Below are 15319 nucleotides of genomic sequence, written 5' to 3'. Positions count from 1 at the left end.
GCCGGTGCCGCGCCGGAACCGTACGCGGAAGACGGCGCCCGCGCCGGGGCGGGAGGGCACCGTGGCGCCCCCGCGCGCGGGCACGGCACCGGACACGCGGGCACGTACGCGCGCGAAGGGGGCATGTGCTCCGGTCTGCGTAAACTTTCCTGAATGCCGACGTAAATCCTGGGTACTCGGCAGCGCATGACCGACTCTCAGGGCATCATCGGAGGCCGCTACCGCCTGCTCGAACGCATCGGCCGAGGGGGCATGGGAACGGTCTGGCGTGCCCGGGACGAGGTCCTCGGCCGTGACGTGGCGGTCAAGGAGGTCATCCCCTCCCCCGATCTCACCGGCCCCGAGCGCGAGGTCTTCACCGTGCGCACGCTCAGGGAGGCCAGGGCCGCCGGCCGGGTCGGGCACCCGGGGGTGGCGACCGTCTACGACGTGATCGAGGAGGACGGCCGCCCCTGGATCGTCATGCAGCTCGTCGACTCCCGCACCCTCGGGGCGGTCGTCAGGGAGGACGGGCCGCTGCCGCCGATGCGGGTGGCGCGGATCGGCCTGGAGGTGCTCAGCGCGCTGGTCGCCGCCCACCACGCGGGCGTCCTGCACCGGGACGTGAAACCGGACAACGTACTGCTGGCCAGGGACGGCCGGGCCGTGCTCACCGACTTCGGCATCGCGGTGCTGGAGGGCGACTCCTCGATCACCAGGACGGGCTCGCTCATCGGCACGCCAGCGTTCATCGCGCCCGAACGGGCCGCGGGCGGGCCTGCCGACTTCGCCTCCGACCTGTGGTCGCTCGGCGTGACGCTGCACGTGGCGGTCGAGGGACGCTCCCCCTTCGAGCGCGCCCACCCGATGGCGACGCTCAGCGCCGTCATGCACCAGGAGCCCGAGCCGCTGCGGCTCGCCGGCCCGCTCACCCCGGTGATCCTCGGCCTGCTCCGCAAGGACCCGGCCGAGCGCATGACCGCACGAGAGGTGCAGGCCCACCTGACCGCCCTGGTCAACGGGACCGCCCCGCAGCCGACGATGCCCATCGAGCTGCCCGTCGAGCCGCCCGCCGAGCCGTTCGCCGGACCGCTCGCCGGGCCCGCCCTCGCCGCCTCCGCGGCGGCCGCCACCGCGCCGGGCGGACCACCGACGGTGACCGTCGCGGGAGCCCCGGGTGCCCCGGGTCCCTGGGGCACCGCGGGTGCCGTGCCGCCCCCGGTGGATCCCTCCGGGCCCACCCCCCCGGTGGCCTCCGCTCCCCGCCGGCGGCGTCCGGTCCTCCTCGGGGCGGCCGCGGTGGCCGCGGCCGTCGCGCTGACCTCCGGGGGGCTGGTGTGGGTCGCCACCAACTCGGCGGAGACGCCCTCGAAGGAGCCGACGACCTCGGCGAGTGTGCCGCCCTCCAAGAAGAAGCCGACGGGCGAGGCCGAGCAGGCCAAGGTGCCGTCCGGGGAGGACCCCTCGGGGGGCGAGGACACCTCCCGCCCGTCCCGGGGCACCCCCCGGGACGAGCCGTCCCCCCGGACCCCGACGGGCGAGCCGTCGTCGAAGCCCTCGGCGGAACCGACCCAGGACGACCAGCAGGGCCCCGAGGACCCCGCCGACGAGCCGGACCAGGGGCAGGACCAGGGCGGCGGGGACGACGGTTCCGGCGGTGACGGCGGTGACGGCGGCGGGGGCGGGGGCGGGGGCGGCTCCGGCCAGGACGACGCCCCCGGCGACGATCAGCAGGGCGACTCCCCCGACCAGGTGGACCCCGCCTCGGGCATCGGGGCCCTCGCCCCCGGTGGCCCTGGGAAGGCCGGGAGGGCCGCGGCCGGGCCCGGTGGCCCCGGGAAGGCCGGAAAGGCCGGGAAGGCGGCGGCCGGGCCCGTCGCGGTGGCGAAGGCCCCCGGCGTCGCGAAGCCGGCCGGAGGCGCGAAGCCTGCCGGGGTCGCGAAGACGAGGAAGCCGGGCAAGGCCGGAAAGGTGAAGGTCTAACGACCCACGGACCGGATCGGATCCCGGCCGGTCCGGGGTCCGGCCGGGCCCGCGGCGACGCAGGCGACCCGGACGGCGCGGCCTACGAATCCGCGCCGACGGCCTCCAGTGCGCGCGCCAGGTCGTCGGGGTAGGCGGTGGTGAAGGAGACCCACTCGCCGGTGGCGGGGTGCTCGAAGGCCAGGGAGACCGCGTGCAGCCACTGCCGGCTCACGCCCAGGCGCGCGGCCAGGGTCGGGTCGGCCCCGTACAGCATGTCGCCGACGCACGGGTGGCGCAGGGCCGACATGTGGACCCGGATCTGGTGGGTCCGTCCCGTCTCCAGCTTGATGTCCAGCAGGGACGCCGCCCGGAACGCCTCGATCGTGTCGTAGTGGGTGACCGAGTCCTTGCCTCCGGCCACGACCGCCCAGCGGCCGTCCCCGACCGGGTGGCGGTCGATCGGCGCGTCCACGGTGCCCCGGTGCGGGTCGGGGTGGCCCTGCACCAGCGCGTGGTAGCGCTTGTCGACCGTACGCTCCTTGAAGGCCCGCTTCAGGTGGGAGTAGGCGTGCTCGCTCTTGGCGACGACCATCGCGCCGGTGGTGTTGGCGTCCAGCCGGTGCACGATGCCCTGGCGTTCGGCCGCGCCGCTGGTGGCCACCCGGTGGCCGGTTCCGAGCAGGCCGCCGATCACGGTCGGGCCGGTCCAGCCGGTGGTCGGGTGGGCGGCCACGCCGATGGGCTTGTTGACCACGACGATGTCGTCGTCCTCGTACACGATGTGCATGCCGGGAACCGGCTCGGCCACCGGCATCGGCGCGCTGGGCGGCGGCGGGAGGGTCACCTCCAGCCACGCCCCCCCGTGCAGCCGGTCGGACTTCGAGGCGGTCGAGCCGTCCACCAGCACCTCACCGGCGACGATCAGCTCGACCGCGCGGGTGCGGGAGAGGCCGAACAGGCGCGACAGGGCGGCGTCGAGCCGCTCCCCCTCCAGCCCGTCGGGCACCGGGAGGCTTCGCCGGTCAGACATCGTCGCCCTCCTTCGCGTCTCGCCCCGTCCGTGCGGCCGGCGGCTCGTCATCGGGCCGTGAGGCGGCCGGCTCCTGGCCGGTCCTGGCCGGCGGCGTCCTCTCCGCGTCTCGTGAGGCGGGCGGCTCCTCGCCGGTCCGTGGGGCCGGCGGCTCCTCGCCGGTTCCCTGAGCCGGTGCCTCCTCGCCGGGCCGCGCGGCCGGTGCCTGCCGGCCGGTCCCGGTGTCGCGGGTGCCGTCGATCTGGTAGCCCCGCCAGGCGAGCAGGACCGCCAGGATCCCGCCGCAGACGATCGCCGAGTCGGCCACGTTCCAGACCGGGAAGTGCCCGGGGAAGGTCTCCACGAAGTCGACCACGTGCCCCTGGAGCGGCGAGGGCCGCCCGGGGCCGAACCCCGAGGGGAAGCGGAAGAGCCGGTCGGTGAGGTTGCCGAGCGCCCCGCCGAGCAGCAGGCTCAGCGTGATCGCCCAGGGCAGGCTGCGCAGGTTGCGCGCGGTGCGCAGGATCGCCACCACGACGGCCGCGGCCACGCAGGTGAAGACGATCGTCATCCCGGTGCCGAGACCGAAGGCGGCCCCCGAATTGAAGATCACCCGGAACTGGAGCAGGCCAGGGACGACCACGAGGGGCTCCCTGCCCTCCAGGGTCCTCAGGACCAGCGTCTTGGTGGCGAGGTCCAGGAGGTAGACGATCGGGACGATCGTCGCGAGCACCGCGGCCCGCCGCCTCGCGGGCGGGGCGGCCGGAACCGTCCCGCCCGCGGTGTCACCGGCGTCGCGGGTGTCGCGGCCCTCTCCGGGGTCGCCGGTCAGCGGCGCTCCTCCCGCTGCTTGCAGGCCACGCAGAGCGTCGCCCTCGGAAACGCCTGCAGGCGCTCCTTTCCGATCGGCTGATGGCACGATTCGCACACTCCGTAGGTCCCCGCGTCGATCCGGGCGATCGCTCGCTCGTTCTGCGCGACCAGATCGCGCGAGTTCAGGGTAAGGGCGATTTCACGCTCGCGTTCATACGTGCGGGCCCCGGCGTCCGCCTGGTCGTCACCCGCCCCATCCGTGACGTCACTCGACGCGATCTCGCTCTCGGACCTGGCGATCTCCTCGGTGAGCTCGCGCACCTCCTCGGCGAGCTGCCCGCGGACCTCCGCGAGCTCCCCGGCCGACCAGGTGACGACGGTGCCGTCCTTCGACGACGCCACCGCGCTGTTGTCTGCACGCACGGTCGCGGCCATGGCGGCCTCCTTGTTCGATGGACCGTATCCGATGTGGTAAACGGTGCGGGCAGCTTAGGTCTCCCATAACAGAACGGCAAACGACCCGCCGTGATGTTTACCACTCCAGTAACATCCGGTCGCTTCCCCCTGATTCCGCCCGGCGGCCCCCGATACGGGAAAGCCCGTGCCCCGATACCGGGAAGCCCGTGCCCGGCGGGTGCGTTATCGTGTGAAGCTGCAGGGCGTTGATGGGGACAGCCACCTCCGCATCCCCTCGCACGAGCGACCCGGGGACGGTGTGAGCCCGGGGCGAGGCGCGGTGGGAAGATCACCCCGGAGCCGCCGGAAGAACGGCCGCGGTGACCCGACAGGGGTCCCGGGCGGCCCGGTAGAACCGGCAGCAGACCCAAGGAAGAGGGCCTTTCCGCGGCGCGGAGGGGTCAAGGAGGGTGGTACCGCGGGGCCCGACGGCCTCGTCCCTCCACGCCACAGCCGTTCCAGCGTGGAGGTCCCGTCCATCATGTCCGCCTATTTCCGCTCCCTTCCCGCGCAGGTCGATCTTCCCGCGATCGAGCACGAGGTGCTCGGCCGCTGGCAGGACGGCAAGATCTTCGAGCGCTCGGTCGAGCAGAACGCGGGCGCCCCCACCTGGGTCTTCTACGAGGGCCCGCCCACCGCCAACGGCATGCCCGGCGTCCACCACGTCGAGGCGCGCGTCTTCAAGGACGTCTTCCCCCGCTACAAGTCGATGCGGGGCTACAGCGTTCCCCGCAAGGCCGGCTGGGACTGCCACGGCCTGCCCGTCGAGGTCGCCGTCGAGAAGACGCTCGGCCTGTCGGGCAAGAAGGCGATCGAGGAGTACGGCATCGCCGCGTTCAACGACCGCTGCCGCGAGTCGGTGCTCAAGCACGTGGACGCCTTCGAGCAGATGACCGAGCGGATGGGCTACTGGATCGACCTGTCCCAGGCCTACCGCACGATGGACCCGGACTACGTCGAGTCCGTCTGGTGGTCGCTCAAGGTCATCTTCGACAAGGACCTGCTCTTCCGCGACTTCCGGATCACCCCGTACTGCCCCCGCTGCGGCACCGGCCTGTCCGACCACGAGCTGGGTCAGCCGGGCGGCTACGAGACCGTCACCAGCCCCTCGGTGTACGTCCGCATGCCCGCCACCTCCGGCCCGCTGGCCGAGCTGGGCGCCTCGCTGCTGATCTGGACCACCACGCCCTGGACGCTGGTCTCCAACACCGCGGTGGCCGTGCACCCCGACGTGACCTACGTGGCGGCCCGCCCGGCCGGCTCCGACGAGGTCCTGGTGGTGGCCGAGCCGCTGCTGGCCGCCGCGCTGGGCGAGGGCGCCGAGGTGCTGGCCTCCTTCACCGGCGCCGAGCTGGAGCACACCACCTACACGCGCCCCTTCGACCTGGTCGACATCCCCGGCGCCCACTACGTGGTGCTCGGCTACTACGTCACCACCGAGGACGGCACCGGCCTGGTCCACCAGGCCCCGGCCTTCGGCGCCGACGACATGACGACCTGCAAGCGCTACGGGCTGCCCGTGGTCAACCCGATCGGCCCCGACGGGCGCTTCCTCGACACCGTGCCGCAGGTCGGCGGCCGGTTCTTCAAGGACGCCGACGAGGAGCTCACCGCCGACCTGCGCGAGCGCGGCCTGCTCCACCGGGGCGGCCACTTCGAGCACAGCTACCCGCACTGCTGGCGCTGCCACACCGCGCTGCTCTACTACGCCCTGCCCGCCTGGTACATCCGCACCACCGCGATCAAGGACCGGATGCTCGCCGAGAACGAGAAGACCGCCTGGTACCCCGAGACGATCAAGTGGGGCCGCTTCGGCGAGTGGCTGCGCAACAACGTCGACTGGTCGCTGTCGCGCTCGCGCTACTGGGGCACCCCGCTGCCGTTGTGGGTCTGCACCGCCGACGAGTCGCACATCACCTGCGTCGGCTCGCTGGAGGAGCTGGGCCGGTTGTCCGGCCAGGACGTCTCCGCGCTCGACCCGCACCGCCCGTACGTGGACGACGTCACGCTGCCCTGCCCCACCTGCGGGAACGAGGCGCGCCGGGTGCCGGACGTGATCGACGCCTGGTACGACTCCGGCTCGATGCCGTTCGCGCAGTGGGGCGCGCCGTACCGCAACGCGGAGATGCTGGACAAGGCCTACCCGGCGCAGTTCATCTGCGAGGCCACCGACCAGACCCGCGGCTGGTTCTACTCGCTGATGGCGGTCGGCACGCTGGTCTTCGACAGGTCCTCGTACGAGAACGTGCTCTGCCTGGGCCTGATCCTGGCCGAGGACGGCCGCAAGATGAGCAAGCACCTGGGCAACGTGCTCCAGCCGATGCCGCTGATGGACCGGCACGGCGCCGACGCGCTGCGCTGGTACATGGCCTGCTCGGGCTCCCCCTGGGCCGCCCGCAGGGTCGGGCACGGCCCCCTGGAGGAGATCGTCCGCAAGGTCCTGCTCACGTACTGGAACACCGCCTCCTTCTTCACCCTGTACGCCAACGCCGAGGCCTGGTCGCCGGCGCGGCTCGCCGAGGCGCCCGCGGCCGCGGAGCGCCCGCTGATCGACCGCTGGGCCCTGGCCGAGCTGCACCGGACGGTGGCCGAGGTCACCGCGTCGATGGACGTCTTCGACACCGCCCGGGTGGGGCGCCGCCTCGCGGAGTTCCTCGACGACCTGTCCAACTGGTACGTGCGGCGCTCCCGCCGCCGCTTCTGGGCCGGGGACACCGCCGCGTTCGCCACGCTGTACGAGTGCCTGGAGACCGTCACGCGGCTGATGGCGCCGGTGGTGCCCTTCACCACCGACTACGTCTGGGACGTGCTCCGCGACACCGACTCCCCGGCCTCGGTCCACCTGGCCACCTGGCCCGAGGTGAACGACGCGCTGCTGGACGCGGAGCTGTCGGAGCGGATGGCGCTGGTCCGCCGCCTGGTCGAGCTGGGCCGCTCGGCCCGCGCCTCCAGCGGGGTCAAGACCCGCCAGCCGCTCGGCCGCGCCCTGGTCGGCGCGCCGGGCTGGGCCGCACTGCCCGGGGAGCTGCGCGAGCTGATCGCCGACGAGCTCAACGTGAAGGGCCTGGAGGACCTGTCCGGGATCGGCGCCGACCTGGTGTCCTTCACGATCAAGCCCAACTTCCGGGCGCTGGGCAAGCGGTTCGGCTCGCAGACCAAGCTGGTCGCCGCGGCCGTCACCGCCGCCGAACCCGCCTGGCTGGCCGCCGCGCTCCGTACCGGCGCGCCGGTCGCGGTCGAGACGGGCGAGCTGGGCGTGGTGGAGCTCGGCCCCGAGGACGTGATCGTCACCGAGCAGCCGAGGTCCGGCTGGGCGGTGGAGAGCGGCGCCGGGGAGACGGTCGCCCTGGACCTGACCATCACCGACGAGCTGCGCCGTTCCGGCCTGATCCGCGACGTCGTCCGCCTGCTCCAGGACACCCGCAAGTCCACCGGCCTGGCGATCTCCGACCGGATCGACGTGTGGTGGTCCACCGACGACACCGACCTGGCCGAGGCCCTGCGGGCCGAGGGCCGGATCGTGGCCGCCGAGGTGCTGGCCGTCTCGCTCACCGAGGTCGCCAAGGGAGCCGGGGACGGCGAGGGCGGCGAGGATACTGCGGGCACTGCGGGCGCCCCCGAGGATCTCCCCGTCCACCGCGACGCCGAACTGGGCCTGACCTTCCGGCTCCGCCGCGTCACCTCCTGAGCGGCTCCCGGTCCGTCCCCCGCCCGGTCGACCGGGCGGGGGACGGGCCGCTCAGGACCCGCTGTCGGTCACGCAGACCGGGCAGCCGCTCAGCCCGGCCTTCTCGGCCTCGGTGAGCGTCATGGACTCCACGCCACCGTCACCCACGCCCTTGACCAGGGGGCAGGCCGGGGCGTGGAAGCGGCGGGTGCCGACGATGACCCTGACGGTGGCGTCGTCGGCCGCCGTCTCGTTCGGCTCGGCGGAGGGCGACTCGTCCTTGATCGCGGGGATGCCGCCGGGAGAGGTGTCGTCATCGTCCCGATCGGAGAAGCCGCCGTCACCCCCGGGTGAGGTCGCGCCCCCGGACACCGCCCCCTCGGACGCCGTACCGCGAGACCCCCCGGTCTCGGCCGCCTCGGACACCTTGGGCTCGGCCGCCTCGGACTGGACCGCCTCGGACACCTTGGACTGGGCCGCCTCGGGTTGGGCCGCCTTGGACTCGGTCCCCTCGGACACCTTGGACGGGGACGCCTTGGACCCGGCCGTCCCGTCCTCGGAGGTCACGGTCCTGGACGTCCCTGTTCCTGCGGTTTCGGGTGCCGTCGTCCCGTCGGTCCCGATCTCGGACTTCTCGGTCCCTGACCTCTCGGTCTCGGACTTCTCGGTCGCGGACGGCGTGGTGGACTCTTCGGCGGTGGAGAAGCCCCGATCGGCCGTTTCCGAACGTGAGACCTCGCGCTTCGCGGGCGTGGCCTCGCCGTCGGCGTCGTCGCCGGACTTCACCGGGACATCGCCACCGGGAGCGACGGGCTCGGCCTCGGAGGGCCGGGGGGACCGGACCCGCGTCTCCGGCTCGGCCGGGCCCTTCGGCTCGGCCGGGCCCTTCGGCTCGGCTCCGCCTTCGGGCTCGACCCGCGTCGTGGGCGTCGTGGTCCCAGCCCGGCTCCCGGACGCGGCCGGACTCCTGGGCTCGACCTGCGCCCTGGGCTCTTCCTGGCTCCCGGACGCGGCCGGCCCCTCGGGCTCAGCCTGGCCCTTTGGCTCGGCCTGGCCCTTGGACTCGGCCGGCACCTCGGGCTCGGGCTCGGGCGTCCGGGTGACCGTGTCGCGGGTGAACCAGCTGGTCGCCTCGGACTCGGCGTGCGGGATCTCGGGGATCTTCGGCAGCCGGATCGGCAGCGCGGGAGTGGGCGCCTCCACGGCCGGGGACGCGGTCCTCGCGGCCTCCGGCTGCCTTCCCTGGGGCGAGGAGGACGTTCCCCGCGACCCCTGCGATCCCTGCCCCTGCCGACCCTGCGGCCCCTGCTCCTGCCGCCCCTGCTCCTGCGGCCCCTGCGGCTCCGAGGGGTGGACGTAAGGCCGGACCGAGGAGGGATCCTGCGGGGGACGCGTCCCCGTCTGGGGGAACACCGCGGTCTCACGGGCCGCTGACGTCTCCCGGGTCGCACCGGCCTTCGAGGGCGCCTCGGCGGCCTTCGGGGACCCGGCGGGCGCCTGCCCGGTGGGAGCCCGCCCCGCGGACGGCGTGGCCGATCCGTACGGGGAGGCGAAGCGTGTGGTGGTCTCGCGGGAGGCGGGCTCGTGCGGGCTCGCGGAGGCGGGCTCACGCGGGCTCTCGGCGCGGCCGGACTCGTGGGAGGCGTTCTGCGTACCGGAGGGCTCTCGCGTCCCTGAGGGGCCGTCCTGCGGCCGCGTCCCGGCGACCGGGTCGGGCAGGCACGTGGTGCAGGGCGTGAAGCCCTCCTCGCGCGCCTCCTCGTGGGTGAGCTCCTCGTGCTCCCTGCCGGCGAGCTGGCGGCATCCCGCGACGTGGTAGCGCTTGCGTCCCGGGACGACCAGGACGATCGCGTCGGCCGCCAGGGCGCCTCGCCGCGCCGTCGCGGCGGTGGCCGGCCCCGTGCGCGGTCCCGTGAGCGGCCCCGTGGCCCCTGCGGGCGGCCCTGTCACCGGGCCGCTGTGCGGCCGGCCCGGGACGCCGGGCGCCTGCGGTCGCATTCCGTGCTGCGCCGCGAGGTGCTGCGTCGCCAGGTGCGGCGCCGTGGGGGGCTGACCCGGCATGCCGTGCGGTACGGGCATCGGCCCGGCCGGCATCGGTCCCTGCGGGTCAGAGGGCTTGGAGGCCCCGGCGCGTCCACCGGGGAACAACTCGTGGCGGCGCAACAACGCCCCGATCACCAGGAAGACGGCGGACAGCATGCTGACCGCGATCGACCATACGACCAGGTACAGCTCGGCCATCACGAACCCCGCTATGAGCAGGATGATGGCCGTGAGTACCAGACCGGCGCTGATGAGGATCACAGAGAGACTCCCGGATGCGGGTCAAGAGGAATGACCCGACACCTTAGCGGCGGTCGTTGTGAGGACCGTCAACGCCCTGGAAGGCACCCGAATGCTGTGACGGGTCGCCGCCGAACGGGTTGGGCGCGCCCTGCAGGGTCGGCTGACCGCCGGGGGCCACCGCGTGGGACATGGCCGGGGGCCCGCTCACGATCGGGAACCCGCCGCTGCCCTCGGCCGCCACGTTCAGCTCGGAGAGCTGGTTCTCCAGGTACAGCTTCAGGCGGCTGCGGTACTCACGCTCGAAGCTGCGCAGCTCCTCGACCTTGCGCTCCAGCTCGTCGCGGGTCTGCACCAGCGAGCCCATGGCCTGGCGGTGGCGCTCCTGCGCGTCGCGCTCCAGCGTCTCGGCGCGGGCACGGGCGTCGCCGATGACCTGCTCGGCCTGGCGGCGCGCCTTGCCGAGGATGTCGTCGGCCTCGCGGCGCGCGCGGGTCACGGTCTCGTCCGCCTCCCGGCGGGCGTCCGCGATGGCCTGGTCGGCGGTCTGCTGCGCGAGCGCGAGCACGCGCGCGGCGGTGTCCATGTTGTCCTCGGCCGGGGGCATCCCCATGTTGACCGGGACGGGCTGCTGGTGCTGCACCGGCTCGGGCGCGCGCATCGGCTCGGGCTGCTGCATCATCATCTCGGGCTTGGGCTCGGCGATGGGGGCCGGCGCCATGGCCATCCCCATGCCGCCGGGCACCTTGCCGCGCAGGCACTCCGCCAGCTTGGCGCGGAGCTCCTCGTTCTCCTGGATGAGACGGTCCAACTCGGACTCGACCTCGTCGAGGAAGGCGTCCACCTCTTCCTCGTCGTAACCCGGCCTGAGGCGGGTCGTACTGAACTGCTTGTTCCGCACGTCGGCGGGCGTCAACGGCATTTCGGTCTCCTTGGCGCGCTTGGAGTCTGTCCGGGGGGAAGGTACCCGATCAAAGACGCGCGGACACGAGTTGGATCAAGACCACGACCAAGATGAACAGCAAGGTGAAGCTTAGGTCAAAGGCCACCGTACCCAACCGGAGTGGTGGAATGAAACGGCGGAGGAACTTGAGAGGTGGGTCGGTCACCGTGTATACGAGCTCCGCCAGCACCAGGACGATGCCGGTGGGGCGCCACTGGCGCGCGAACGCCTGCACCGTCTCCAAGATCATTCTGCCGATCAGCAGAACGAGGTAGATGGACAGGACAAAGACCAAGACCCCGCCAACGATCTCCACGGTCCGTCCCCGCCCCCACTTCGCTCCGCCGTCCCCTGCCCCGTCGGGACACGTCGGGCCGGTCACTGTTCATGATGGAACTCTAGCTCTGGTTGAAGAATCCGCGTTCCGCGATTCGGGCCTTGTCCTCGGCGGTCACCTCGACATTGGCTGGGGACAACAGGAACACCTTGTTGGTAACACGTTCAATGCTGCCATGTAGGCCGAAGACCAGACCTGCCGCGAAATCAACAAGGCGTTTTGCGTCACTGTCAACCATCTCGGTCAGATTCATGATGACCGGCGTTCCGTCCCGGAAGTGCTCCCCGATGGTCCGCGCCTCGTTGTACGTGCGCGGGTGGAGGGTCGTGATGCGCGCCAGGTCGGTCGTGCGGCGCTCCAGGACGGCCGTCGCGGGCCTGACGGCGGGCACGGCCGGGTCGGTGTCGTCCGGCAGGTCGTGGACCGTGCCAGGACGCTCGTCGCCCTCGCGGCGCGTGTCGTCGAACTCCTCGTACTCGTCGTCGGGGTAGCTGTCGTATCTCTCGTAGCGGTCGTCCTCAACAAGACCGAGGTAGACCGCCATCTTGCGCATCGCGCCGGCCATCGCTACTTCTTCCTCCGTCTTGCCTCGATGCGCCCGAGGGGCCGGCCGACCGCCTTGAGCTCACCACCGTTCGACCGCTGTCCGGATACGTGGATGCCAAGGTCCACTTGAAGGGACATTACCTGACGAAGGGCTTCCTGCGACCGAGCAACGCCGTACCAACACGCAGGTGTGTCGCGCCGTTGGCGATCGCCTGGGACAGGTCCCCGCTCATTCCGGCCGAAACGACACCGGCCTCGGGGTGGGCGTCGCGGACGGAGCGCGCGATCTCCCGCAGCCGGGCGAACGCCCTGCCCGGCTCCTCCCCCAGGGGCGCGACCGCCATGACCCCGCCGAGCGCGAGCCCTTCGGCGCCGGCCACGGCGTCCGCCAGCGCCTCGACCTCCTCGGGCCGCGCGCCGCCCCTGGCCGGGTCGCCGTCCAGGGCCACCTGCACCAGGCAGGTGACGTGGCGTCCCGCCGCGAGCGCCTCCCGGCTGAGCGCGGTGACCAGGCGCGGCCGGTCGACCGAGTGGACGACGTCGGCGTAGCCGACCACCGAGCGGGCCTTGTTGGTCTGCAACTGGCCGATGAAGTGCCAGCGCAGGTCGAGGACCGCGCAGTCGCGCGCCTTGGCCGAGGCCTCCTGGTCGCGGTTCTCCCCCACGTCGGTGATCCCGAGCCCGGCCAGCAGCCGTACGTCGGAGGCGGGGTAGGTCTTGCTCACCGCGACGAGCGTCAGCTCCTCGCGGTGGCGTCCGGCCGCCCGGCAGGCCTCGGCGATCTCCGCCTCGACCCTGGCCAGGCCGGCCGCGATCTCGTCACGTCGTGTCGTCTCCGTCACATCTCCGCCGCTCGGCCCCGGCCGGCCGGTACGGTCGCCGGCGCCACCGCCCCTGCCGTCACCGTCGTCGTTCCCGCCGTCGCCGGCGCGACCGGCGGCACGGCCGGACGGTCGTCGCCCGTGGTGACCGATCTCACTTGAGGAAGTCGGGGACGTCCAGCTCCTCCTCCTGCTCCTCGAAGATCACCGGCCTGCGCCGGGCCGGGTCCGGGACCCGCGCGGAGATCGGCGTGGGCTGGGACGGCTCGGGAGCCGGGCGCGGGATGGACAGCGGCGGGGTGTGCGGCTCCTCCGCGCGGTGCTGCTCGCCGCCCTCCTCGGAGGGGGACGGCTGCTGGAGCGGGTGCGACTGCTGGTGGGAGGCCTGCTCCGCGTGCGGGGCGGCGACCGGCCGCACCGACGGGGACGGGGCGTGCTCCACCCTGGGCTCGGGCCTGGCCTCGTGACGGGGCTCGTGACGGGGCTCGTGCCTGAACTCCTGCCGCGGCTCGTTCTTGACCGTGGGCGCCAGCGGGCGGACCGGGGCGGCGGCAGCCGGGGCGGGACGCGCGGCCTGCTGGGGGCGCGCGGCCGGCTGCACGGCCGGCTTGGGCGCGGGCTCGGGCTCGTCGAACCCGGCCGCGATCACGGTGACGCGCACCTCGTCGCCGAGGGCGTCGTCGATGACCGTACCGAAGATGATGTTGGCGTCCGGCGCCGCGGCGGTGGAGACGAGCTGGGCCGCCTCGTTGATCTCGAACAGGCCCAGGTCGGAGCCGCCGGCGATGGAGAGCAGCACGCCGTGCGCGCCGTCGATGCTGGCCTCCAGCAGCGGGCTGGAGACGGCCATCTCGGCCGCGGCGACCGAGCGGTCGTCGCCGCGCGCGTGGCCGATGCCCATCAGGGCCGAACCGGCCCCGGACATGACGGACTTCACGTCGGCGAAGTCGAGGTTGATCAGACCCGGAGTGGTGATCAGGTCGGTGATGCCCTGGACACCGGAGAGCAGCACCTGGTCGGCCGCCTTGAAGGCGTCCAGCACGCTCACCTGCCGGTCGGAGATCGACAGCAGCCGGTCGTTCGGGATGACGATGAGGGTGTCGACCTCCTCGCGGAGGGTCTCGATGCCGGCGTCGGCCTGCATCGCCCTGCGACGGCCCTCGAAGCTGAAGGGCCGGGTCACCACGCCGATGGTCAGCGCGCCCAGCGTGCGGGCGATGTTGGCCACCACCGGCGCGCCGCCCGTGCCGGTGCCGCCGCCCTCACCCGCGGTGACGAAGACCATGTCGGCGCCCTTGAGGACCTCCTCGATCTCCTCGCGGTGGTCCTCGGCCGCCTTGCGGCCGACCTCGGGGTTGGCGCCCGCGCCGAGGCCGCGGGTGAGCTCGCGGCCGACGTCGAGCTTGACGTCGGCGTCACTCATCAGCAGCGCCTGGGCGTCGGTGTTGATGGCGATGAACTCGACGCCCTTGAGTCCCTCCTCGATCATCCGGTTGACGGCGTTGACTCCGCCTCCGCCGATTCCTACAACCTTGATGACCGCGAGGTAGTTCTGCGGTGCTGCCACGACGAGGGGCCTTTCCGCTCGTTGATGTGCAATTTCATGCGGCACGGGGCCCGTGCCGTCGTTTTCGAAACCCTCACCCTCAAGTTGAGATTTAGCTTTATGTCAACCTGAGGAGTGATACGGACAGTAGGAGTTGCGCTCCTGGCGGGTCAACTAACCGCGCCGCAAGCGCGCCAAGCGTGTCGCGGGCCACCCTTTTCCGGGGAGGCCCGCCCTCCGATGAGATCACTTGACGATCACCACGTCAGGCGAACTGACGTCATAGCTGTCGGCCCGGCGTTCGAGCAGCGTAACAAGGATCTTCGCCTTCTCCGCGGGCCGGTCGCCGCCGCCCCAGACGACCTCGCGGCCGTCCTTGAGGCGGAGCGAGACCGTCTCGGCCGAGGGGGCGAGCACCTCCGCGACCCTGCGGGCCAGGTCGCCCGGCAGTGCGACGATGACGCCGAGCGCCGCCGTCGTCGCCGGGTCCCGGGGGCCGGGCCGCGACACCCGCAGCACGGGCAGGACCGGCGGGGCGACGTCCCTGACCTCGACGACCACGCCGTGCCGGTCCATCAGCGCGGACCGCCCCGCGGACGGCACCGTCGCCACCGGCTCGCGCTCGACGATCTCCACCCGCAGCGTGTCCGGCCAGGTACGGCTGACCTTCACCGACTCGACCCGCGGGATGGCGCCGATCCTGGCCCTGACCTGGGCCACGTCGACCGTGGCCAGTGGCACGCCGCCGGCGACCCGCGCCGTCTGCCGTACCTGCTCGGCCGACAGGCCCGCGTTGCCCACGACCTGGATCTCCCGCACGCCCAGCACCGGGGAGAAGAAGACCAGCCAGGCGGCGATGCCCACCACGGCCACGGTCAGCAGGAGCAGGCCCGCCGGCCTCCCCACCCTGCCCATCACCCGCCCGTCACCGCCACCCGCGCGGTGGACGGAGCC

At 72.9% G+C, this 15319-nt stretch carries 12 protein-coding genes; 2 read left to right on the top strand and 10 right to left on the bottom strand.

Features of this window, described 5'->3' with window-relative positions; genetic code table 11:
• The first annotated feature begins 186 nt into the window (after positions 1 to 186).
• Complete coding sequence (locus tag ACLQ2R_RS25030; protein WP_425962979.1) at positions 187 to 1962, top strand: protein kinase domain-containing protein; 1776 nt, start codon at positions 187 to 189, stop codon at positions 1960 to 1962.
• Positions 1963 to 2044: 82 nt separating this feature from the next.
• Here ACLQ2R_RS25030 and ACLQ2R_RS25025 read toward each other — a convergent pair whose 3' ends face one another.
• The 3 genes from ACLQ2R_RS25025 to ACLQ2R_RS25015 form a co-directional block, all read right to left on the bottom strand.
• On the bottom strand, positions 2045 to 2974 hold the full coding sequence (locus ACLQ2R_RS25025; RefSeq protein ID WP_386232926.1) for an RluA family pseudouridine synthase: 930 nt from the start codon (positions 2972 to 2974) through the stop codon (positions 2045 to 2047).
• Positions 2967 to 3686, bottom strand: a complete 720-nt coding sequence (locus ACLQ2R_RS25020; RefSeq protein ID WP_425962978.1) for a signal peptidase II — start codon at positions 3684 to 3686, stop codon at positions 2967 to 2969. The genes ACLQ2R_RS25025 and ACLQ2R_RS25020 overlap by 8 nt, the downstream gene beginning before the upstream one ends.
• A gap of 95 nt (positions 3687 to 3781) precedes the next feature.
• Positions 3782 to 4201, bottom strand: a complete 420-nt coding sequence (locus tag ACLQ2R_RS25015; protein WP_425962977.1) for a TraR/DksA family transcriptional regulator — start codon at positions 4199 to 4201, stop codon at positions 3782 to 3784.
• Between the two features lie 502 nt (positions 4202 to 4703).
• Between ACLQ2R_RS25015 and ileS the strand changes: the two genes are divergently transcribed.
• Positions 4704 to 7910 (top strand): isoleucine--tRNA ligase, encoded by a 3207-nt coding sequence (gene ileS, locus ACLQ2R_RS25010; protein WP_425962976.1) that lies wholly within the window; start codon positions 4704 to 4706, stop codon positions 7908 to 7910.
• A 51-nt stretch (positions 7911 to 7961) separates the two neighbouring features.
• Here ileS and ACLQ2R_RS25005 read toward each other — a convergent pair whose 3' ends face one another.
• The 7 genes from ACLQ2R_RS25005 to ACLQ2R_RS24975 form a co-directional block, all read right to left on the bottom strand.
• Positions 7962 to 10193 (bottom strand): hypothetical protein, encoded by a 2232-nt coding sequence (locus tag ACLQ2R_RS25005; RefSeq protein WP_425962975.1) that lies wholly within the window; start codon positions 10191 to 10193, stop codon positions 7962 to 7964.
• A gap of 43 nt (positions 10194 to 10236) precedes the next feature.
• Entirely contained in the window at positions 10237 to 11094 is an 858-nt protein-coding gene (locus ACLQ2R_RS25000; protein ID WP_386232914.1) for a DivIVA domain-containing protein, read from the bottom strand.
• Positions 11095 to 11143: 49 nt separating this feature from the next.
• Entirely contained in the window at positions 11144 to 11431 is a 288-nt protein-coding gene (locus tag ACLQ2R_RS24995; RefSeq protein WP_425962973.1) for a YggT family protein, read from the bottom strand.
• An 82-nt stretch (positions 11432 to 11513) separates the two neighbouring features.
• A complete protein-coding gene (locus ACLQ2R_RS24990) occupies positions 11514 to 12017 on the bottom strand; it encodes a cell division protein SepF (RefSeq protein ID WP_344904613.1) in 504 nt (167 codons plus the stop codon).
• A gap of 118 nt (positions 12018 to 12135) precedes the next feature.
• Positions 12136 to 12840, bottom strand: coding sequence for a YggS family pyridoxal phosphate-dependent enzyme (locus ACLQ2R_RS24985; RefSeq protein WP_425962972.1), 705 nt, complete (start codon positions 12838 to 12840; stop codon positions 12136 to 12138).
• A gap of 133 nt (positions 12841 to 12973) precedes the next feature.
• On the bottom strand, positions 12974 to 14386 hold the full coding sequence (gene ftsZ / locus ACLQ2R_RS24980) for a cell division protein FtsZ (RefSeq protein WP_425962971.1): 1413 nt from the start codon (positions 14384 to 14386) through the stop codon (positions 12974 to 12976).
• A gap of 225 nt (positions 14387 to 14611) precedes the next feature.
• The gene (locus ACLQ2R_RS24975) at positions 14612 to 15280 is read right to left on the bottom strand and encodes a cell division protein FtsQ/DivIB (RefSeq protein WP_425962970.1); all 669 of its coding nucleotides are present in this window, start codon (positions 15278 to 15280) and stop codon (positions 14612 to 14614) included.
• Positions 15281 to 15319: the final 39 nt, after the last annotated feature.

Source organism: Streptosporangium sp. DT93 (assembly GCF_049844535.1).
GTDB lineage: Bacteria > Actinomycetota > Actinomycetes > Streptosporangiales > Streptosporangiaceae > Streptosporangium.
Note: the sequence above shows the minus strand (reverse complement) of the source record. Positions and strands in the feature narration are given on the sequence as shown.